An 18918-nucleotide genomic window follows, 5' to 3' on the forward strand; every position below is an offset into this window, starting at 1 on the left:
GGGGGCGCAGCATGAACTCGATGATTGTGGCGGCGCACGCCCAGGATCCTTCGCTTCAGACGTTCGAGAACGACGTCTGGTGGATCACGCTGATCAAGCTGCTCGGCGTGTTCGTGATCCTGCTGCTGCTGACGCTCTTCACGATCAACTACGAGCGCAAGGTCGTGGCCCGGATGGCGGTCCGGCCGGGCCCCAACCAGGTCGGCCCGAACGGCTGGCTGCAGAGCCTCACGGACGGTCTGAAGCTGCCGTTCAAAGAGGAGATCATCCCGAAGACCGCCGACAAGGTGGTCTACTTCATCGCCCCGGTGATCTCGGCGACGACCGCGTTCACCGCGTTCTCGGTGATCCCGTTCGGCGGGGTGGTCAGCATGTTCGGCCACAAGACCGCGCTGCAGCTCACCGACGTGCCGGTCTCGGTGCTGGTGCTGCTGGCCTGCTCCTCGATGAGCGTGTACGGCGTGGTGCTGGCCGGCTGGGCGTCCGGCTCGACCTATCCGCTGCTGGGTGGTCTCCGGTCCAGCGCGCAGATGATCTCGTACGAGGTCGCGATGGGTCTCTCGATCGTCGCGGTCTTCATGACCGCCGGCACGATGAGCACCTCGCAGATCGTGAAGGCGCAGGCGGAGGGCAACCCGTTCCACTTCCTCGGCATGGATCTCACCTCGCCGAGCTGGTACGGCGTACTGCTGTTCCCCAGCTTCATCATCTACATGATCTCGGCGGTCGGTGAGACCAACCGGGCGCCGTTCGACCTCCCCGAGGCCGAGTCCGAGCTGGTCGGCGGCTTCCAGACGGAGTACTCGTCATTCAAGTTCGCGATGTTCTACCTGGCCGAGTACATCAACATGATCACCGTGTCGGCGTTTTGTACCACCCTCTTCCTCGGTGGGTGGCGTGCCCCATGGCCGATCACGGCGTTCTGGCACGGGGCCAATTCCGGCTGGTTCGCGCTGATCTGGTTCCTCGTCAAGATCCTGATCTTCCTGTTCGGCTTCATCTGGCTGCGGGCGACCCTGCCCCGGATGCGCTACGACCAGTTCATGCGCTTCGGCTGGAAGGTCCTCATCCCGGTCAACCTGGTGTGGATCCTCTTCCTCTCCTACGTGAAGCTCGCCAACAACGAGCTCTCCGACCGCACCAAGTGGCTCTCCATCGGCGGCCTCGTCGTCGTCATCCTGGTGGTGGCCATGCTTTGGCCGGCCAGCCGCAAGCCACGACAGCTGTCCGTCGAGGAACAGCTGGCGGCGAAGCCACCGGGCAGCTTCCCGGTGCCACCGATGGATCTGCAGGTACCCCCGAGCCCGCGGGCACGCCGCGCGGTGGCCGAACGCACCCCCGCCACCGTCGGCGGCGATACCGAAACCAAGGAGGTGTGACGTGGGGACGTTCACGGGCTCGTTCAAGGGCTTCGGAGTGACCTTCGCGCACATGTTCCGCAAGGTCATCACGACCGACTATCCGTTCTCGCCCCCGAAGCCGGCCCCGCGTTACCACGGCCGGCACATCCTCAACCGCCACCCGGACGGCCTGGAGAAGTGCATCGGCTGCGAGCTGTGCGCCTGGGCCTGCCCGGCCGACGCGATCTACGTCGAGGGTGGCGACAACACCGACGAGCAGCGCTTCTCGCCCGGTGAGCGGTACGCGAAGATCTACCAGATCAACTACGCGCGCTGCATCTTCTGCGGCCTGTGTATCGAGGCCTGCCCGACTCGCTCGCTGACCATGAGCAACGAGTACGAGCTGGCCCGGGACAGCCGGCAGGACCTGATCTTCACGAAGAAGGAACTGCTGGCGCCGCTGCTGCCGGGCATGGAGCAGCCGCCGCACCCGATGCGGCTCGGCGACACCGACAAGGACTACTACCTCGGTGCGCTGACCAACCCGGGCACGTCGAAGGGCGCGGAGCGGGCGCCGTGGTCCGAGACCGGCACGCACGATGCGGCGGACCAGCCCGGCAGCCGGCCGGAGACCGCGGGCACCCTGCGTCGGGAGGACGCGGCCGACCAGCCGAAGGAGGTCGTCCAATGAACCACGTCTCCACCGGTGAGGCCGTCGCCTTCTGGATCCTCGCCACCATCGCGGTCCTCGGCGCGCTCGGCATGGTGATCGCCCGCAACGCGGTGCACTCCGCGCTCTGGCTCGTCCTGACGATGCTCAGCCTCGGCTTCATCTACGTGGTCAACTCGGCGCCGTTCCTCGGCGCCGTGCAGATCATCGTCTACACCGGCGCGATCATGATGCTGTTCCTGTTCGTGCTCATGCTGGTCGGCCGGGACGCGACCGACTCGCTGATCGAGACGCTCCGCGGCCAGCGGGTCGCGGCGATCATCCTCGGCGTCGGCCTGGCGGTCCTGGTCGGGACGGGCCTGGCCCGTTCGCTCGGGGACACCCCGGTGGTCGGCCTGACCGAGGCGAACGCCGCGAACGGCGGCAACGTGCAGGGCCTCGCGAGCCTGCTGTTCACCCGCTACGTCTTCGCGTTCGAGGTCACCTCGGCCCTGCTGATCACGGCGGCCGTCGGCGCGATGGTGCTGGCCCACGTCGAGCGGGCCAAGGGCGAGATCCACGACCAGATCAGCCGGATGACCCAGCGCTTCCGCCCCGGCAACTACCCGGGTGCGAAGGCGGGCCCGGGCGTCTACGCCAACACCATGTCGGTGGCGGCGCCGGGCCGGCTGCCGGACGGCAACGGGTCGGAGCGCACCATCTCGCCGATCCTGCCCGTGCGTGAGCTGACTGCCCAAGAGGCGGCTCCGAAGGGAACCGAGAAGTGACTCCCGACTACTACCTCGTTCTTGCGGCGATCCTGTTCACCATCGGTGCCACCGGGGTGCTCATCCGCCGCAACGCGATCGTGTTGTTCATGTGCATCGAGCTCATGCTCAACGCCGCGAACCTGGCGTTCATCACCTTCAGCCGCATCAACGGCGGCCTCGACGGTCAGATCATCTCGTTCTTCGTGATGGTCGTCGCGGCTGCCGAGGTCGTGGTGGGCCTCGCCATCATCATGTCGATCTTCCGTACTCGGCGCTCCGCGAGCGTCGACGACGCGAACCTCCTCAAGTACTAAAGGGGCCTTCACGTGGAACAGACAGTGGAGTATGCCCACGCGACGGGAACGTTGAGCGGAATCTGGCTTTTGGTAGCCATCCCGCTCGCGAGTGCAGCGATCCTGCTCCTCCTCGGCAAGCGTGCCGACAAGTGGGGTCACTGGCTCGGCGTTCTCGCGGTGGCGGCCTCCTTCGTGCTCGGGCTGGTCTTCTTCATCAAGCTCGGCGGGCTCGACGCGGAACACCGATCCGCCGAGCTGAGCATGTGGGATTTCATCGCCGTCGGTAACCTGCACGTCGACTTCGGCCTGCTCTTCGACCCGCTGTCCGGCGTCTTCGTCCTGCTGATCACGGGTGTCGGCTCGCTGATCCACCTGTACGCGGTCGGCTACATGGAGCACGACCCGGGACGCCGCCGGTTCTTCGGCTACTTCAACCTGTTCGTCGCGGCCATGCTCCTGCTGGTCCTCGGCAACAACTACGTGATGTTGTACTTCGGCTGGGAGGGCGTGGGTCTCGCCTCGTACCTGCTGATCAGCTTCTGGTACGGCCGGCCGTCCGCGGCCACCGCCGGCAAGAAGGCGTTCCTGATGAACCGGGTCGGCGACACCGGCCTGGCGATCGGCATCTTCATCATGTTCGCCACGCTCGGCAGCACGCAGTACTCGGACGTCTTCAGCAACGTCGGCGCGCTGTCCAGCACCACGGTGCTGGTCCTCGGCATCCTGCTGCTGCTCGGCGCGGCCGGTAAGTCCGGCCAGTTCCCGCTGCAGGCCTGGTTGCCGGACGCGATGGAGGGTCCGACTCCGGTCTCCGCCCTCATCCACGCCGCGACCATGGTGACCGCGGGCGTCTACCTGATCGCCCGCTCCAACCACATCTTCTCGGCCAACCACACACTGCAGACGATCGTGGTCAGCGTCGGCGCCTTCACCCTGCTGATGGGCTGCATCATCGGCTCGGCCAAGGACGGCATCAAGCGGGTCCTGGCCTGGTCGACGGTCAGCCAGATCGGCTACATGTTCCTCGGCGTCGGTCTCGGCGGCGGGGCGTACGCGCTGGCGATCATCCACCTGGTCGCGCACGGCTTCTTCAAGGCCAACATGTTCCTCGGCGCCGGCTCGGTCATGCACGGCATGCACGACGAGGAGGACATCCGGCGGTTCGGCGGTCTGCGCAAGCACATGAAGTGGACCTGGCTCACCTTCATGATGGGCTGGCTCGCGATCATCGGCATCCCACCGCTGTCCGGCTTCTTCTCCAAGGACCCGATCATCGAGGCGGCGTACGCCCGCGGTGACTGGACGTCCTGGCTGTTCGGCACGGCCGCCCTGCTCGGCGCCGGTCTGACCGCGTTCTACATGACCCGGTTGTTCGTGCTGACCTTCCACGGGCCGGAGCGCTACACCGAGCAGAACAAGCATCCGCACGAGTCGCCGTTCATCATGACCGTGCCGCTCATGCTCCTGGCGCTCGGCTCGATCGTGGCGGGTTTCCTGCTCAGTCGGCACTCGGCGATCCCGCAGTGGCTCGAGCCGGTCACCGGCGAAGGTGAGCACGATCCGGTTATGCCGGCCGCGGTCATCTCGATCCTGGTCCTGGTGGTCTCGGTCGCCGGTGCCGGTCTCGCCTGGGCGTTGTTCAGCAAGGGCACCGCCCTGCAGGAGCAGCCGGCCGGAGCGGTCGTCACCGCCGCGCGGCGCAACCTCTACACCGACGCGTTCAACGAGGCGGTGTTCGAGCGCCCCGGCATCTACCTGACCCGGGCGCTGGTCTTCCTCGACAACAAGGGCATCGACGGCCTGGTCAACGGGATAGCCGCCGGTGTCGGCGGCAGCTCCGGGCGACTACGCCGACTGCAGACCGGCTTCGTCCGCTCGTACGCGCTCTCCATGCTCACCGGAGTCGTACTCGTGGTCGGCGCCTTCCTCGCAATCCAGCTGGGGTGGTTGGCGTGAGTGACTTCCCGTTCCTTTCCATCCTGACCCTGCTGCCGTTGGTTGGCGCGGTCGTGGTGGGCGTTATCCCGCGTCGTAAGGCGGAACTCGCCAAGACCATCGCGCTGATCTGGTCGCTCGTCGTGCTGGTGCTCAGCATCTTCATGTGGGTGGCCTTCAAGATCGACGGCGACCGGTTCCAGTTCCACGAGTCGTACCAGTGGATCCCGTCGTGGGACGCCCGCTTCACCTTCGCGGCCGACGGCATCGCCCTGGTCATGCTGATGCTGATCGCGGTGCTCACGCCGGTCGTGATCCTGGCGTCCTGGCACGACGTGGACGGCGACGGCAAGCGCTCGGCACCGGTCTACTTCGCCCTGCTGCTGGCCTTCGAGTTCACCATGATCGGCGTCTTCGCGGCCGCCGACATCTTCCTGTTCTACGTGTTCTTCGAGGTCATGCTGATCCCGATGTACTTCATCATCGGATCGTTCGGCGGGGCCCGGCGACAGTACGCGGCCGTCAAGTTCTTCCTCTACAGCCTGGTCGGCGGTCTTTTCATGCTGGCCGCCGTGATCGGGCTGTGGGTGGTCGGCGGGCACACCTTCGACTTCTCGAAGCTGCTCCAGTCGGTCGGCGAGATCGACCAGAACACCTCGCGCTGGCTGTTCCTCGGGTTCTTCGTGGCCTTCGCGATCAAGGCGCCGTTCTTCCCGTTCCACACCTGGCTGCCGGACGCCGGTGGGGCCGCGCCCGCGGGTGCGGCCGCGCTGCTCGTCGGCGTGATGGACAAGGTCGGCACGTTCGGCATCCTGCGCTACTGCCTCCCGCTGTTCCCGGAGGCGTCCCGCTGGTTCGCGCCGGCCGCGCTGGTGCTCGCGGTCATCGGCATCATCTACGCGGCGCTGCTGGCGGTCGGCCAGAACGACCTGAAGCGGCTCGTGTCGTACACGTCGATCGCGCACTTCGGCTTCATCGGCATCGGCATCTTCGCCTTCACCACGCAGGGTGGCACCGGCTCGGTGCTCTACATGGTCAACCACGGTCTGGCCACCGGCCTGCTGTTCATCGTGGTCGGCATGTTCGTGGCCCGGCGCGGCTCCAGCCTGGTCAGCGACTTCGGCGGCGCCGGCAAGCTGGTGCCGGTCCTGGCCGGGGTGCTGTTCTTCGCCGGTCTCGCCTCGCTGGCGCTGCCCGGCACGGCGCCGTTCATCAGCGAGTTCCTGGTGCTGATCGGCACGTTCACGGTGCACAAGGTGTACGCGGTCATCGCGACCGTGGGCATCATCCTGGCCGCCGCGTACGTCCTCTGGATGGTGCAGCGCACCACCCAGGGCACTCTCAACCCGGCCCTCGAAGAGGTGCCGGCCATGCGCAAGGACATCACGCTGCGCGAGAAGGTCGTCGTCGCACCGCTGATCCTGCTGCTCCTGCTGCTCGGCTTCTACCCGAAGCCGGTCACCGATGTGATCAACCCAGCGGTCCAGGCCACCATGCAGGACGTCGGGACGACCGATCCCGGGCCGACGGCGGTCACTGCTAACGGAAGGGCGGCTCGCTAGCCATGGGAGACCTCAAACTTCCCGCCATCGACTACGGCGCACTCGCGCCCATGTTGATCCTCTTCGGGGTCGCCTGCCTCGGCATCCTGGTCGAGGCGCTCGCCCCGAAGAAGTCGCGGCAAGCCGTCCAGCTGACGCTGTCCTTCCTGGCGATCATCGCGTCCTTCGTGGCCGTGGTGGTGCAGCACAGCACCCGGAAGATCACCATCGGCGGTGCGGTGGCGGTCGACGGGCCCACCGTCTTCCTGCAGGGCGCCATCCTCGCGCTCGGTGCCGTCTCGCTGATGCTGATCGGCGAGCGGACCATCGAGAAGGGCGGCGCGTTCGTCTCCCAGGCCGCGATCACCGTCGGCTCGCAGAAGGACCTGCGGCAGGCCGGTGACCAGCCGGGCGCCACCGAGGTCTACCCGCTGACGCTGTTCGCGCTCGGCGGCATGCTGCTGTTCGTCTCCGCGAACGACCTGCTGACCATGTTCGTGGCGCTCGAGGTCTTCTCGCTGCCGCTGTACCTGCTGTGCGCTCTCGCCCGCCGGCGTCGCCTGCTCAGCCAGGAGGCCGCGCTCAAGTACTTCCTGCTCGGCTCGTACGCGTCGGCGTTCTTCCTGTTCGGTGCGGCCCTCATCTACGGCTTCGCCGGCGGCATCTCGTTCGGTGCCGTGCACGACGCGGTCGCCAACCCCCAGCGCAGCGAGGTCCTGCTGTACGCCGGTCTGGCCCTGGTCGCGATCGGCCTGCTGTTCAAGGCCGCGCTCGCGCCGTTCCACGTGTGGACGCCGGACGTCTACCAGGGTGCGCCCACGCCGATCACCGCGCTGATGGCGGCCTGCACCAAGGTCGCCGCGTTCGGTGCCCTGCTGCGCGTGCTGTACGTGTCGTTCGAGGGCGTCCGCTGGGACTTCCAGCCGGTCCTCGGCGTCATCGCGGTCCTAACCATGCTGGTCGGTGCCGTCCTCGCGGTGACCCAGACCGACATGAAGCGCCTGCTGGCCTACTCCTCCGTCGCGAACGCCGGTTACCTTCTGGTGGGTGTCCTGGCGCTCAACGAGGAGGGGCTGAGCAGCACGATGTTCTACCTGGTGGCGTACGGCTTCTCGGTGCTCGCCGCGTTCGGCATCGTCACGCTGGTGCGGGACGCGGACGGGGAGGCAACCCACCTGTCCCGCTGGGCCGGTCTGGGCCGCAAGAGCCCGCTGTTCGCCGGCACCTTCACGTTCATCCTGCTGGCCTTCGCCGGTATCCCGCTGACCAGCGGTTTCACCGCCAAGTTCGCGGTCTTCGGGGCGGCCGTGGAGGGTGGGCAGACCTGGCTGGTCATCTTCGGTGTCATCTCCAGCATGCTGCTCGCCTTCCCGTACCTGCGGGTCGTCGTGCTGCTCTGGCTGAGCGAGCCGGGCGAGTCCACCCCGACGGTCTCCATCCCCGGTTTCATGACGGCGGCGGCCCTGACCATCGGCGTGATTGCCACCTTCGCCCTCGGCGTGGTGCCGGCGCCGCTGATCGACCTCACCCGAGACGCGGCCCAGTTCGTCCGATAACGATCGCTACATATCACGGGCTCCGGCGATAGCCGGGGCCCGTTCTGTTTAAGCTGCGATGCATGTCGATGGGTGAGCACGAGGTGGCGGTGGCCGCCGCGGAGGCGGGGGCGGCGGTGGTGCGGGCCCGGTTCGGGCAGACGCTGTCGCGGGTGGACAAGGGGGCTGGTGACTTCGCGACCGAGGCGGACATCGAGGCCGAGAAGGCCATCATCGAGGTGCTGCGGGGCGCGCGCCCGGCCGACGCGGTCCTGGGCGAGGAGACCGGCCGGACCGGGGAGTCGGACCGCACCTGGCTGGTGGATCCGCTCTGCGGCACCCTCAACTTCGCCGCGCGGACGACGCTGGTCGCGGTGAACGTGGCGCTGCGGGCCGGGCCGGGCATCCTGGTCGCCGCCTCGGCCGACCCGTTCGGTGGTGAGATCTTCTGGACCGACGGTGCGGGCGCCTACGTCCGCCGGGGCGGCGCCGACGAGCCGCTGCGGCCGTCCGGCGAATCCCGGCTGGTGGATCTCAACTTGGACCCGCCGTTCCCGAGCGGCTTCCGGGCGGTGGAGCTGCTGGCCCACCCTGCGTTCGGGGTCGCCTTCAGTCCTCGGGTGCTCTCCACGACGCTGCCGCTGGCCTGGGTGGCGGCCGGTCGGCGGGCCGCCTATCTGTCCGACGGCCATGCGGGCTGGACCGTCCATTCGGCGGCCGGGATCGCCCTGTGCCGCGCCGCCGGCTGCGTGGTGACCGATCTTGACGGCAACCCGCTGCATACCGCTTCCCGTGGCCTGCTGGCCGCCGCCGATGCGGAGACCCACGCCACCCTGCTCACCCAGCTCGCCGCATCGGTCCGGGTCGGCTGAAAATGATCAGCTCTGGAGGTCGGGCCCGCCCGGCGGGCCCGCGCGGAGAGTGACCCGGCACACGGCCGGGCGGCTCGGCGGGGCCTGGCATGCCCGTACGTCGGAGGGATTTGGATTTTGATCTTGCTGGGCGCACCCCTGACCCCGAAAGCGTCGGACCCATGTGGCATCGTGAAAGCGTGGTGAGCACCGGTGATATGACGCTCTCGTCGCTTGGCCTCGACATCGACCCCGCGGTCGATGCGTCGGTCACGGCGACGCTGGCCGCTGTGGAGGTGGCGCTTCGGGCCAACGTGGCCAGCGCCGATCCGCTGGTGGCCGAGGCGGCGCGGCATCTCGCCGACGCCGGTGGGAAACGGTTCCGGCCGCTGCTCGTGGCGCTGGGTGCGCAGTTCGGTGATCCGGCCGCGCCCGAGATCGTGGCCGCCGCCAACGTGGTGGAGTTGACCCATTTGGCCACGCTTTACCACGACGACGTCATGGATGAGGCCCCGGTCCGCCGGGGTGCGCCCAGCGCGAACTCGCGCTGGGGCAATTCGGTCGCGATCCTGGTGGGCGACTATCTGTTCGCCTGCGCTTCGGACATCGCGGCCTCGCTCGGCCCGGAGGCCGTGCGGTTGCAGGCGCGCACGTTCTCGCGGCTCGTGCACGGGCAGATCGCCGAGACGGTGGGTGCTCGCGGCAAAGATCCGATCGAGCATTATTTGCACGTCATCACGGAGAAAACGGCTTCGCTGATCGCCACCTCGGCGCGGTTCGGCGGGCTGTTCTCGGGTGCGTCGCCGCAGATCGTCGAGGCGCTCACCGGCTACGGCGAGACCATCGGCATCGCCTTCCAGCTTTCCGACGACCTGCTCGACATCTCGTCCGAGTCGGTGCAGTCGGGCAAGACGCCCGGCACCGACCTGCGTGAGGGTGTGCCGACGCTGCCGGTGCTCTACGCGCTGGCCGATGACGACAACACCGACGCGTCCGCGGTCCGGCTGCGCGAGATCCTCGCGACCGGCCCGATCACCGACGACGCCCTGCACGCCGAGGCGCTGACGCTGCTGCGCGAGTCGGCGGCGATGAAGCGGGCCCGGGAAACGGTCCGCAACTACGCCGAGGAGGCGCGGGCGCAGCTGGCGCCGCTGCCGGCCAGCGAGGCGAAGCGCGCGATGGAAGCGCTCTGCGACTACATCGCCGACCGCACCAGCTGATGTTTTCCCAATAACCGACGGCCGAGCAGCATCAGGGCGGCCGCTCCGACCATGGCCCCCGCTGCGGTGATCCACATGGCCGGGTAACCGGCAAAGGTCGCGACCGCGCCGAGGCCGAGCGGGCCGATGCAGCCGCCGGCATAGACGCCGGTCTGGGTGATCGAGGTGGCCGCCGCCGGTGCCTGCGGGTGCAGCCGCACCACGGCGAAATTCATCAGACCGGGCCAGGCCCAGCCGAAACCGAAGCCCAGCACCACCCCGGCCACCAGCGGCACCCGGCCCGGCACGGCCAGCAGGACCAGGCCGGCGGCCCCACAGGCGAGCAGCCCGGCGATGACACCCACCTGGCGGCCCGGCCGGCGGTCGGCCTGCCAGCCGCCGACCACCCGGGCGGTCACGCAGACCGCGCTGCCCAGGGTGAGCGCGAGTCCGGCCGGACCGGGCGCGATGCCGCGGGCCACCGCCGAATCGACCAGGAACGTGCCGAGCGCGTTGGCGGCGCCCGCCGCGAGAGTGGCGGCCAGTCCTACGACGACCAGCGCGCCGGTGGCCCGCCTTTCCGATTTGTCGGACGAAAGATCAGCACGGGGACGGTCGCCCGGCACCAGCAGCACGGCTGCGGCGGCGAGCAGAGCGGCCAGGACGAACGCCCAGCGCCAGCCGAGGGTCAGGGCCACCGCCGGCACCGCCGCGCCGGCCAGGAGCGTGCTCACCGGGATGGCGGACTGCTTCACGCCGAACGAGAGGCCCTGCCGGCCCGGCGGCACGTGCCAGGACAGGCTGGTGTTGCTGGCGAGCTGGCCCATCGCGTTGGCGCCCGCGCCGAGCGCCAGGATGGCGACGAGGCTCCACAGTGCATTCGCGGCCACCGCGATGCCGAGCAGGGAGAGCGCGGAGAGCCCGATGCCGAGCCGGGAGATGCGGGCGGCGCCGTAGCGTTCGACGAGCACGCCGGCCGGCAGCGAGGCGAGGGCGCTCGCGCCGAAGTAGGCCGAGACGGCCAGGCCCAGAGCGGCCGGGGAGAGGCCGATCTGCACCGCCAGCCCGCCGACGAGGAACACCGGCAGGGTGACCGCGGCCGTCGTGGTGAGCGCGCCGGTCGCGGCGCGCACCGGACCAGGGGAGTTCACGCTGGTCGATGCGTTGCCGGTGCCGTCGATCTTGCCGGAAGCCATCTCTCGCAGACTAGGCGCACAGAATGCATCCGAGCGCGTTGAGTGCAAATGACCACACGCGTCGTGTAAATCGATCGTGATCCACATGGTTTTGGCATTCCGTCGGCGGAAGATTATTCATATGGTGTAAGTCCCTGGCGTCGGAGGTAGCTGTGCGCGACCCCCTGGCGGAGCCGTCCGATCTGATTCGGAGCGTGTCACGCGCCTTGCGCGTCCTCGAGTCGGTCGGCCGGGCCCCGCGCGGACTCACCGTGAAACAGATAGCGCGACGGTGCGAGTTGACCGTCGCCACGACGTACCACCTCGTGCGCACGCTTGCCTACGAGGGCTACGTGATCCGTCGAGAGGACGGCACGTACATCGTCGGTCTGGAGATCGCAGATCGGTACCGTGAGCTCGTCTCGGCCTTCCGCGGTCCACCCGCGGTCGGCGAGGCGTTGCGCCGTGCTGCCCTCGATACGGGCTACACCCACTATCTGGGCCGCTTCGTCGGCGGCCGGATCGCCGTGACCGCGTCGGCCGAGGGCGCCCGCTCGCCGTTCGTCGACGACATGGCACCCGGCTTCGACGAGGGCGGACATGCCACCGCCCTCGGCAAGGCGTTGCTGGCCACCCTCACACCCGATCAGCGGGCGCGCTACCTGCGCGACTACGGCATGCGGCAGTTCACCCCGGCCACCCTGATCACCACCGAGGCGCTCGAGGCCGATCTGGCGGCCGGCGAGCGGCGCGGCATGCAGATCGAGATGGGGCAGTTCAAGCAGGGCCTGGCCTGCGCCGCCGTGCTGGTGGTCGCCGACCGCGACATCGAGCGCCGGCTGGTGCTCGCCTGTTCGCTGCCGGCCGCCGAGATGCTCACCTCGGCACGGGTGGTGCGAGCCAAGCTGACCGCCGCCGCCCGTAATGTCGCGGAAGCGCTCTCCGCGGGCGAGTCCGCCACGGCCTGACATGCGCCTCTAAGACTCCGTTGAACCTCCCGTAGCCCGGCCACGTAAGACAGGGTGCACGCGGGAGGTCAGCGGAGGGTGGTGACGGGGTGCACTGTGAGCATGAGCATGATGACGGGGCGTATGTTCTGGGGGCCCTCTCGCCGGCCGAACGAGCCGCCTACGAGCGCCATCTCGCGACCTGTTCGTTCTGCCGGGAAGCGGTTGCCGACATCTCGACGCTGCCCGATCTGCTGTCCCGGCTCGACGCCAAGGAGTTCGCGAAACTCCTCGATCCGAGCCTGACGGCCGGCGATCACCCGGGCGCCTCGCTGCGCGACATGGCCGCTTCGTCGGCGCCTTCCGGCAGCCGCGGCAAACGACGCAAGACCTTTGGCGTACGGGTATTGAGCACCGTCGCCGTCGTCATTCTGGTCGGGCTCGTCGGGATCGGGGTCCTGGCCTGGGTCCGAGGGACCGATACGCCGGGCACCCAGCCCCTCGGTCCGGCGGTCGCGATGACCCGGGTCGAGGGCACCTCACCGGTCACCGCCACGCTGCGGATGGCCGGCACCAGCGGCGGCACCAAGGTCGAGCTGCAGTGCGCGTACAGCGGACAGCAGCCTACGACGCTGCGGCTGATCGCCTACGGCCACGACGAGGAGCAGGAGCAGGTCGGGTCCTGGCAGGGCGCGCCCGGTGCCGAGTTCCGGATGGACGGGGCCACCCACTTCACCCGCGGCGAGCTGTCCCGGCTGGAGCTGGTGCGCTCCGACGGCAAGCCTCTGCTCGCCTACGACGTCCCCTGACCCTCTGATTCCGGGTCAGTGGGGTGGCAGTGCGGTGACCGGTTCGACGGTGGCGGCCGTCGATCCGGTCGCCGTTCGACTCCGGCTCGCTCGCCGGCCCTGCCGGATCGCGTCCGCGGTGAAGATGATCAGCGCGACCCACACCAGGCAGAAACCGGCGAGCCGGGCCGGCGGCATCGGCTCGTGATAGATCACCAGGCCGCAGGCGAGCTGCAGGATCGGCGCCACGTACTGCAGGATGCCGATGCTGGTCATCGAGATCCGGTTGGCGCTCGCCGCGAACAGCAGCAGCGGCACCGCGGTGGCCACCCCGGAGAGGACCATCAGCACGGTGTGCAGCGCCGACACGTGGCCGAACTTGGTGTCGCCGGTGGTGGCCAGCCAGGCCACGAAGACCAGCGCCGGAATCGCCAGCACCGACGACTCGACGAACAGTCCCTCCGCGGGCGGCAGGGACAGCCGCTTCTTGACCAGGCTGTAGGTGCCGAAGCTGGCCGCCAGCAGCAGCGCGATCCAGGGCAGCCGGCCGTAGTCGACGGTCAGCACCGCCACCGCGATGCCGCCGACCGCGACCGCGGCCCACTGCCAGCGGCGCAGCCGCTCGCGCTGCACGGTCACGCCGAGCAGCACGAGCACCAGCGGGGTGATGAAGTAACCGAGCGCGGTCTCGACCACCCGCGACGAGTTGACGCCGTAGATATAGGTGCCCCAGTTGATCGCGATGAGCACCGCGGCCACCGAGATGCCGCCGAGCAGCCGGGGCGAGCGCAGTAACCGGCTCAGGAAACGCCAGTTGCGCATGGCGGTGAGCAGCAGCGCGACGAACACCACCGACCAGACCACCCGGTGGGCGAGGATCTCCAGTGGCGAGGCGGGGCGCAGCGTCTTGAAATAGATCGGGAAAAATCCCCACATCACGTACGCCAACAGGCCGTACAGATAGCCGCGCCGTTCCTCGCTCATGCCCCACACCGTAAGGCCGCCTCAGCCCTGCGCTCCTTGCATATGGCGTAGGTCGCACTCCATCCACCGGTCCATCTCGACGCCGACGAAGCCGTGCTTCGCGTACAGCCCGTGTGCGTCGTTGGTGGCCAGCAGGAATCGGCGCAGGCCATGCTCCTGGTAGTGGTCCCGAAGGGTGCGCACCAGCCAGCCGCCGAGTCCTCGGCCGCGGTGGCCGGGGTCGACGTAGACATCACACAGGTACGCGAAAACAGCGCCGTCGGTGATCACCCGGGCGATCGCGACCTGGTCGTCGTCGAGGTAGACACCGAACACCTCGGAACCCTCGATCGCCTTGCGCATGGTTTCGAGCGGGCGGCCGATCGCCCAGTAGGCATCGGTGGACAACCAGCGGTGCACCTCGGACAGGTCGATCCGGTCCCGGTCGTCGCTGAGTTCGTAGCCGTCTTCCCGGCGCAGTTTTACCACGGAGGGCAGTCAAGACGCGATCTTGACTGCCCGCCAGCGAAATCTCAGATCAGTCGTCGGAGCCGTCCGGGACCAGCATGTTGAGCACCCAGCTCACGACGCCCACGAGCAGGGCGCCCAGCACCGCGCTCGGCCAGAAGTTGTCCACGTGGAACGGCAGGTCGAGCTCGCCGGCGATCCAGCTGGTCAGCAGGAACAGCAGGCCGTTGACGACCACGGCGATGAGACCCAGGGTGAGTACGTAGAGTCCGCAGCCGATCACCTTGATGATCGGCCGGAGCACCGCGTTGACGATGCCGAAGATGGCTGCGACCACCAGCAGCGTGACGACCTTCTTGGGGACCGAGTCGGTGTTCAACTCGATCCCGCTGATGACGAGGGTCGAGATCCACAGCGAAACGGCGGTGATCACCAGCCGGATGAGGATTCCCATGGCCAGGGATGGTGCCACGATCATGCCAGCGCGGGTATAGCACCACGCCGATCTACCTGGTTGCCGGTCCGATCAACTGGCTCTCGATCGGGGTCTGGGCCAGCGCCGCCCAGCGGATCGCCCGGCGGTTGACCACGCCGACCATGTCCGGCCGGATGCGGGTCAGCCACTGGCCCACCTCGCCGAGGCCGAGCGCGCCGGCCAGCAGGGTCGCCTCCTCGCCGCGCAGCGGCTGCAGGATCAACAGGTCGGCCCTCGAGGCCACGTCCACGTCGGCGGCGCTGAAGTCGTCCCGCACCACGAGGGTGGCCTGCCAGCCCTCCCCGGCCCGGCTGTCGGCACCGACCGGCCCGACGTCGACCACGGTGAGCAGCGGGTGCAGCGCCGAACCGGGCGCGATCTCGAAGGCCCGGCCGGGCGGGATCACGGCGATCGCCTCACCCGGGACCGCGGCACCCCGGACGAACGGCTCCCAGGCCTGCGGGCGGGCCGTCTGCACCACCACCCGGGCACCGAGCGCCATCGCCCGCAGCGCGACCAGCTGGGCGCAGCGGACGCCGCCGACCACCAGCGCCCGGGTCTGCTCGGGCCGGAACAGCCGGATCACCACCGGGTTGCCGTGCCGGTTGCGGCCCAGCATCAGGCCGGACGTGCCGACCGGCAGGGTCAGCCCGTCGAGCTGCTCGGCCGGGTGCACGCCGTCCGGCGGCAGGCCGGGCACGACCGTGGGTGCGCTGCCGCCCAGCGGGAGGGTGGCGGCCAGGCCGGCCAGATGCTCGCCGTCGAGCCGCCGCACGTGCGCGTGCTCGGCCGCGATCACCTTGCGCAGCGCCTGCCCGGCGACGCCCAGCGAGGCCGGCTCGGGGGCGGCGAGCCGGACGGTCAGGTCGATCGGGGTGGGACCGTGGGCCGGGCGTGGGCCGGCCGTCAGCGAGACCGTGGTGGCCGCCGCGGGCAGGGTCAGCATCCGCGGCACCAGCCGGCGGGACGTCTCGACCCGCAGGTCGGGCCAGCGGGTCAGCCGGAAGGTGGCCTGCGCCGTGCCGCCGACCCGCAGACCGGCCCAGGTCTCCTGGGCGGAGCCGGCCCCGTCGTCGTGGGCCAGCTCGCCCAGCACCCGCAGGGCCGCGGCCTCGCCGAGCGGCCGGGCCGGGGTCGAGGACAGCCGGCGGGTCAGCTTGCGCACCAGGCCGGACAGGGCGCGCCGCAGCTCCTCCTCGGCCCAGCCCTCGGCGCGCAGCACCCGGACGGTCAGCAGCGCGCGGCTGTGCCCGAGCAGGCGGCCCTCGGTGAGCTGACGGTAGGAGTTGGCCGGGGTGCCCGAGCCGGCCCGCACCGACGGCGCCGGCGCGCCGCTGAGCAGGAGCTGGATGACGACCGGCGGATGGTCGGCGGTGGCCGACGGCAGCAGCGAGGCCGGCGACGGCAGCGCGGCCGTCTCCTCGGCGAGCAGGCCGGCCGGGTCGCCCAGCTCGAGCACCGCGGTGAGGCCGAGGCCGTCGACGATGATGGCGGCCGGGTCGCCGCCCAGGTCGGTCTGATCCACTCTGGACCCGGGCGCGACGAAATCGAGCAGCGCGGTGGGTGCGGTGCCGATCGGCCCGGTGTGCCGCCGGCCGCGGAAGCGCGACGCCACGCCGATCCACTGGAACACCCAGCGGCCGCGCATGCGCAACCAGGTCAGGGCGAGAATGAGGACGGCCACCACGACGCCGGCGACCAGCCCGACCGTACCGTTGACCGCGCCGATCAGCACGGCCGCCGCGGCCACCTGAGTGCCGACCAGCTGGCTTGCCCGGACGCCGAACAAGCGTCCACGCCGGACCGGCCGGGCGCTGACCTTCGCCGGCGGTTTGGCCGGACCGGATAGTTCGCGGTAGTCCCGGTCGCCCGCCACGCCCACCGTCACCCCGCACCATCCCTCCGCTGCCGCAACCTCGTGCGCGGCTCATCGTATGGCTTCGCGCTGTGCGGCAGGGGGCGAGGAGTTATCCACAGGTCCCGATTTCGGGGTGTCGCCGACTGAACCGGGTCGCTACCGTCGGCGTTGTAAGGGAAAGAGAGTAGCCGGACCACTACCGCCCGCCCCCCAGGGTTGGTGCGAGCGGGCTAACGTGGTGGTCCACGTCGATGCGCCGAGGGTCATGTCGTGACCCGTCCACTGAGGATCATGGCGATCGACGACCGAGTGAGGAAAGCGGGGTGACGTCCGGGGTGTCCGAGACACAAGCTGAAGCCGCGGTGATGGCGCAGACCGCGACGAAGTTCGAAAACGTGAACCAAGAGCTCCAGAGCATGCTCAGCACGCTCATGTCCGAGCTGTCGGTGCTCAGTTCGGCCTGGAAGGGCCGGGGCGCCCACGCGTTCGAGCAGGTCAAGACGCAATACCAGGCTGACCTGCAGAAGCTCAACCAGGCTCTGTCCGAGACCGCGGTGGCGATCAAAGACTCCGGCCACCACTACACCACGACCGACGACGAGGCCGCGAGCAAGCTGACCCAGAGCGGTGGCAGCTTCCAGCTGCCGCTCTGACGCCGGACGCGAAGAAGGGGAGAGATCCATGGCTGGTGACGGCGTTCTGCTCGTCAACTTCGGCGCCCTCGTGCAGGCGAGCGGCGACATCAACAAGGCGCTGAGCAAGCTGCAGACCTCGCTCGACCAGCTCGAGCGCGACGCCGCTCCGCTGGTGGCGACCTGGAGCGGCTCGGCTCAGGAGTCCTACCAGGCGCGGCAGGCCAAGTGGCGGTCGGCCTCGACCGAGCTGCAGCAGATCCTGCACAACATCAAGCGCGCGGTGGACGCCTCGACCGAGGACTACACCAACACCGAGAAGCAGGCGACTCAGCGCTTCCAGTGAGCTCGGCGGTGCCGCTCGACGGCGAAACGGTCGGACCAGCCTGCGTGGCTGTCCCGGCCGTTTCCGTTTGGTCCGTTCTTACGGGTTTGTTGTCCCTCGATCGCGTACTGGCCATCCCGAGAAATCCGGCTACGATCGGTGGTTGAATGATCGCGCCCAGCGACCGATTTGGTGCCGCCGGACGGCTTGAGGTCTTATACCAACGGCGCCGTACACAACACTTATCATTCTGCGCACTGCCGCCCATTGTGATCGCCGCCTGACCTTGTAGGTTGTACGCGTTGAGATGGCCTCGTCGCGCGGTGGGGAGAGGTGGACGTGTCCGAGTGGGAACCGGCTACGGACGCCGAGGGCGCGATGCGCGATGCGCTGCGCACGGACGACCAGGAGTCCTACTTCCGCATCCTCTCCGAGGTTGACCTGCTGCTGCCGGTCTCGGCCGACGCCCTCGCCGGGCTCGCGCCGCTGGGGTGGGGCACCTGGAGCACCGGAGGCCGCACGCATGTGCTGGCCTTCACGTCGACCGAGGCGCTACAGGCGTGCCTGGCCGACTACACGGGTTCCGCCCGCCGCGTGCCTTATGCGGAGTTGGCCAACACCTGGCCCAACCTCGAGTGGTGGCTCGCCGTCAACCCGGGGTTGCCGATCGAGGGCTACCTCCCGGCCTGGTTCGTCGCGCAGCTGTCCCGCGGCGATCTGCGGCTGCCCACCCGTGGACCCGGCCGCGAGAAATCGCCGTCCGCCTCCCGCATTCAAGACCTGCACTCCGCCGCGATGGCCGCCAACGCGGCGGTCGCGCAGCAGGACGACGCCGGCCAGCCCGGCGGGCCGACCCACGAGCCGGCCCTGACCGCTGGGCAGATCCCGCCGAGCGCCTTCCCGCAGAGGCCCACCAGCGTCCCGCCGCTCGGCGCGCAGCCCGCGAGCGGTGCGCCCGCCGGCCTGCCGCAGCGCCCCGCGGCCGCAGCGGCGTTCCCCGCGTCGAGCAGCGTGCCTCCCGCCGACTACCCGGCCCCCAACAGCGCGCCTCCGGCCGGCTATGGCCAGCCGAGCAGTGCGCCTCCTGCCGGTTATGGCCAGCCCAGTAGTGCGCCTCCTGCCGGTTATGGCCAGCCCAGTAGTGCGCCTTCTGCCGGTTATGGCCAGCCGA

At 69.3% G+C, this 18918-nt stretch carries 19 protein-coding genes; 14 read left to right on the plus strand and 5 right to left on the minus strand.

What is annotated here, in order from left to right:
• Positions 1-20: 20 nt before the first annotated feature.
• From nuoH to Ato02nite_RS15270, 9 genes are all read left to right on the plus strand, one after another.
• Positions 21-1379 (plus strand): NADH-quinone oxidoreductase subunit NuoH, encoded by a 1359-nt coding sequence (gene nuoH, locus Ato02nite_RS15230; RefSeq protein ID WP_438873042.1) that lies wholly within the window; start codon positions 21-23, stop codon positions 1377-1379.
• A 1-nt stretch (position 1380) separates the two neighbouring features.
• Positions 1381-2031 (plus strand): NADH-quinone oxidoreductase subunit NuoI, encoded by a 651-nt coding sequence (nuoI, locus tag Ato02nite_RS15235; RefSeq protein ID WP_213007166.1) that lies wholly within the window; start codon positions 1381-1383, stop codon positions 2029-2031.
• Positions 2028-2777, plus strand: coding sequence for an NADH-quinone oxidoreductase subunit J (locus Ato02nite_RS15240; RefSeq protein ID WP_213007167.1), 750 nt, complete (start codon positions 2028-2030; stop codon positions 2775-2777). The genes nuoI and Ato02nite_RS15240 overlap by 4 nt, the downstream gene beginning before the upstream one ends.
• Positions 2774-3073 (plus strand): NADH-quinone oxidoreductase subunit NuoK, encoded by a 300-nt coding sequence (gene nuoK, locus Ato02nite_RS15245; RefSeq protein ID WP_213007168.1) that lies wholly within the window; start codon positions 2774-2776, stop codon positions 3071-3073. Before Ato02nite_RS15240 ends, nuoK begins: the two co-directional genes overlap by 4 nt.
• Before the next feature lie 12 nt (positions 3074-3085).
• The gene (gene nuoL / locus Ato02nite_RS15250; RefSeq protein WP_213007169.1) at positions 3086-5011 is read left to right on the plus strand and encodes an NADH-quinone oxidoreductase subunit L; all 1926 of its coding nucleotides are present in this window, start codon (positions 3086-3088) and stop codon (positions 5009-5011) included.
• On the plus strand, positions 5008-6552 hold the full coding sequence (locus tag Ato02nite_RS15255; RefSeq protein WP_213007170.1) for an NADH-quinone oxidoreductase subunit M: 1545 nt from the start codon (positions 5008-5010) through the stop codon (positions 6550-6552). The genes nuoL and Ato02nite_RS15255 overlap by 4 nt, the downstream gene beginning before the upstream one ends.
• Before the next feature lie 2 nt (positions 6553-6554).
• Entirely contained in the window at positions 6555-8087 is a 1533-nt protein-coding gene (gene nuoN, locus Ato02nite_RS15260) for an NADH-quinone oxidoreductase subunit NuoN (RefSeq protein ID WP_213007171.1), read from the plus strand.
• A gap of 62 nt (positions 8088-8149) precedes the next feature.
• Positions 8150-8938, plus strand: a complete 789-nt coding sequence (locus Ato02nite_RS15265) for an inositol monophosphatase family protein (protein ID WP_213007172.1) — start codon at positions 8150-8152, stop codon at positions 8936-8938.
• Positions 8939-9099: 161 nt separating this feature from the next.
• Entirely contained in the window at positions 9100-10137 is a 1038-nt protein-coding gene (locus Ato02nite_RS15270) for a polyprenyl synthetase family protein (RefSeq protein ID WP_281419742.1), read from the plus strand.
• Here the strand turns inward: Ato02nite_RS15270 and Ato02nite_RS15275 are convergent.
• Positions 10113-11312: an MFS transporter gene (locus Ato02nite_RS15275; protein WP_213007173.1), complete on the minus strand. Its 1200-nt coding sequence runs from the start codon at positions 11310-11312 to the stop codon at positions 10113-10115. The two genes, Ato02nite_RS15270 and Ato02nite_RS15275, sit on opposite strands and share 25 nt — an antisense overlap.
• Before the next feature lie 152 nt (positions 11313-11464).
• Between Ato02nite_RS15275 and Ato02nite_RS15280 the strand changes: the two genes are divergently transcribed.
• Complete coding sequence (locus Ato02nite_RS15280) at positions 11465-12259, plus strand: IclR family transcriptional regulator (RefSeq protein ID WP_203804738.1); 795 nt, start codon at positions 11465-11467, stop codon at positions 12257-12259.
• 89 nt (positions 12260-12348) lie between these two features.
• Positions 12349-13047, plus strand: coding sequence for an anti-sigma factor (locus Ato02nite_RS15285; protein ID WP_213007174.1), 699 nt, complete (start codon positions 12349-12351; stop codon positions 13045-13047).
• A gap of 15 nt (positions 13048-13062) precedes the next feature.
• Here Ato02nite_RS15285 and rarD read toward each other — a convergent pair whose 3' ends face one another.
• The 4 genes from rarD to eccE are packed head-to-tail and all read right to left on the minus strand — an operon-like array spanning position 13063 to position 16820.
• Positions 13063-14010: an EamA family transporter RarD gene (rarD, locus tag Ato02nite_RS15290; protein WP_213007175.1), complete on the minus strand. Its 948-nt coding sequence runs from the start codon at positions 14008-14010 to the stop codon at positions 13063-13065.
• A gap of 21 nt (positions 14011-14031) precedes the next feature.
• On the minus strand, positions 14032-14478 hold the full coding sequence (locus Ato02nite_RS15295; protein WP_213007176.1) for a GNAT family N-acetyltransferase: 447 nt from the start codon (positions 14476-14478) through the stop codon (positions 14032-14034).
• Between the two features lie 49 nt (positions 14479-14527).
• Positions 14528-14911: a phage holin family protein gene (locus Ato02nite_RS15300; protein ID WP_213007177.1), complete on the minus strand. Its 384-nt coding sequence runs from the start codon at positions 14909-14911 to the stop codon at positions 14528-14530.
• A gap of 52 nt (positions 14912-14963) precedes the next feature.
• On the minus strand, positions 14964-16820 hold the full coding sequence (gene eccE / locus Ato02nite_RS15305) for a type VII secretion protein EccE (RefSeq protein WP_213007178.1): 1857 nt from the start codon (positions 16818-16820) through the stop codon (positions 14964-14966).
• A gap of 305 nt (positions 16821-17125) precedes the next feature.
• Between eccE and Ato02nite_RS15310 the strand changes: the two genes are divergently transcribed.
• The 3 genes from Ato02nite_RS15310 to Ato02nite_RS51595 all read left to right on the plus strand — a co-directional run.
• Positions 17126-17443, plus strand: coding sequence for a WXG100 family type VII secretion target (locus tag Ato02nite_RS15310; RefSeq protein ID WP_203805122.1), 318 nt, complete (start codon positions 17126-17128; stop codon positions 17441-17443).
• Between the two features lie 28 nt (positions 17444-17471).
• Complete coding sequence (locus Ato02nite_RS15315) at positions 17472-17768, plus strand: WXG100 family type VII secretion target (protein ID WP_213007179.1); 297 nt, start codon at positions 17472-17474, stop codon at positions 17766-17768.
• A gap of 318 nt (positions 17769-18086) precedes the next feature.
• The coding region (locus tag Ato02nite_RS51595; RefSeq protein WP_246607003.1) for an SseB family protein at positions 18087-18918 on the plus strand (832 nt) is incomplete at its 3' end.

The sequence above is a fragment of the Paractinoplanes toevensis genome (assembly GCF_018332695.1).
Classification (GTDB): domain Bacteria; phylum Actinomycetota; class Actinomycetes; order Mycobacteriales; family Micromonosporaceae; genus Actinoplanes; species Actinoplanes toevensis.

Bases quoted from the DNA above. Each gene is read 5' to 3' on its own strand.
- nuoH (WP_438873042.1), top strand. From the start codon at position 21: ATGATTGTGGCGGCGCACGCCCAGGATCCTTCGCTTCAGACGTTCGAG.
- Ato02nite_RS15240 (WP_213007167.1), top strand. From the start codon at position 2,028: ATGAACCACGTCTCCACCGGTGAGGCCGTCGCCTTCTGGATCCTCGCC.
- nuoN (WP_213007171.1), top strand. From the start codon at position 6,555: ATGGGAGACCTCAAACTTCCCGCCATCGACTACGGCGCACTCGCGCCC.
- Ato02nite_RS15265 (WP_213007172.1), top strand. From the start codon at position 8,150: ATGTCGATGGGTGAGCACGAGGTGGCGGTGGCCGCCGCGGAGGCGGGG.
- Ato02nite_RS15270 (WP_281419742.1), top strand. From the start codon at position 9,100: ATGTGGCATCGTGAAAGCGTGGTGAGCACCGGTGATATGACGCTCTCG.
- Ato02nite_RS15275 (WP_213007173.1), bottom strand. From the start codon at position 11,312: ATGGCTTCCGGCAAGATCGACGGCACCGGCAACGCATCGACCAGCGTG.
- rarD (WP_213007175.1), bottom strand. From the start codon at position 14,010: ATGAGCGAGGAACGGCGCGGCTATCTGTACGGCCTGTTGGCGTACGTG.
- Ato02nite_RS15300 (WP_213007177.1), bottom strand. From the start codon at position 14,911: ATGGGAATCCTCATCCGGCTGGTGATCACCGCCGTTTCGCTGTGGATC.
- Ato02nite_RS15315 (WP_213007179.1), top strand. From the start codon at position 17,472: ATGGCTGGTGACGGCGTTCTGCTCGTCAACTTCGGCGCCCTCGTGCAG.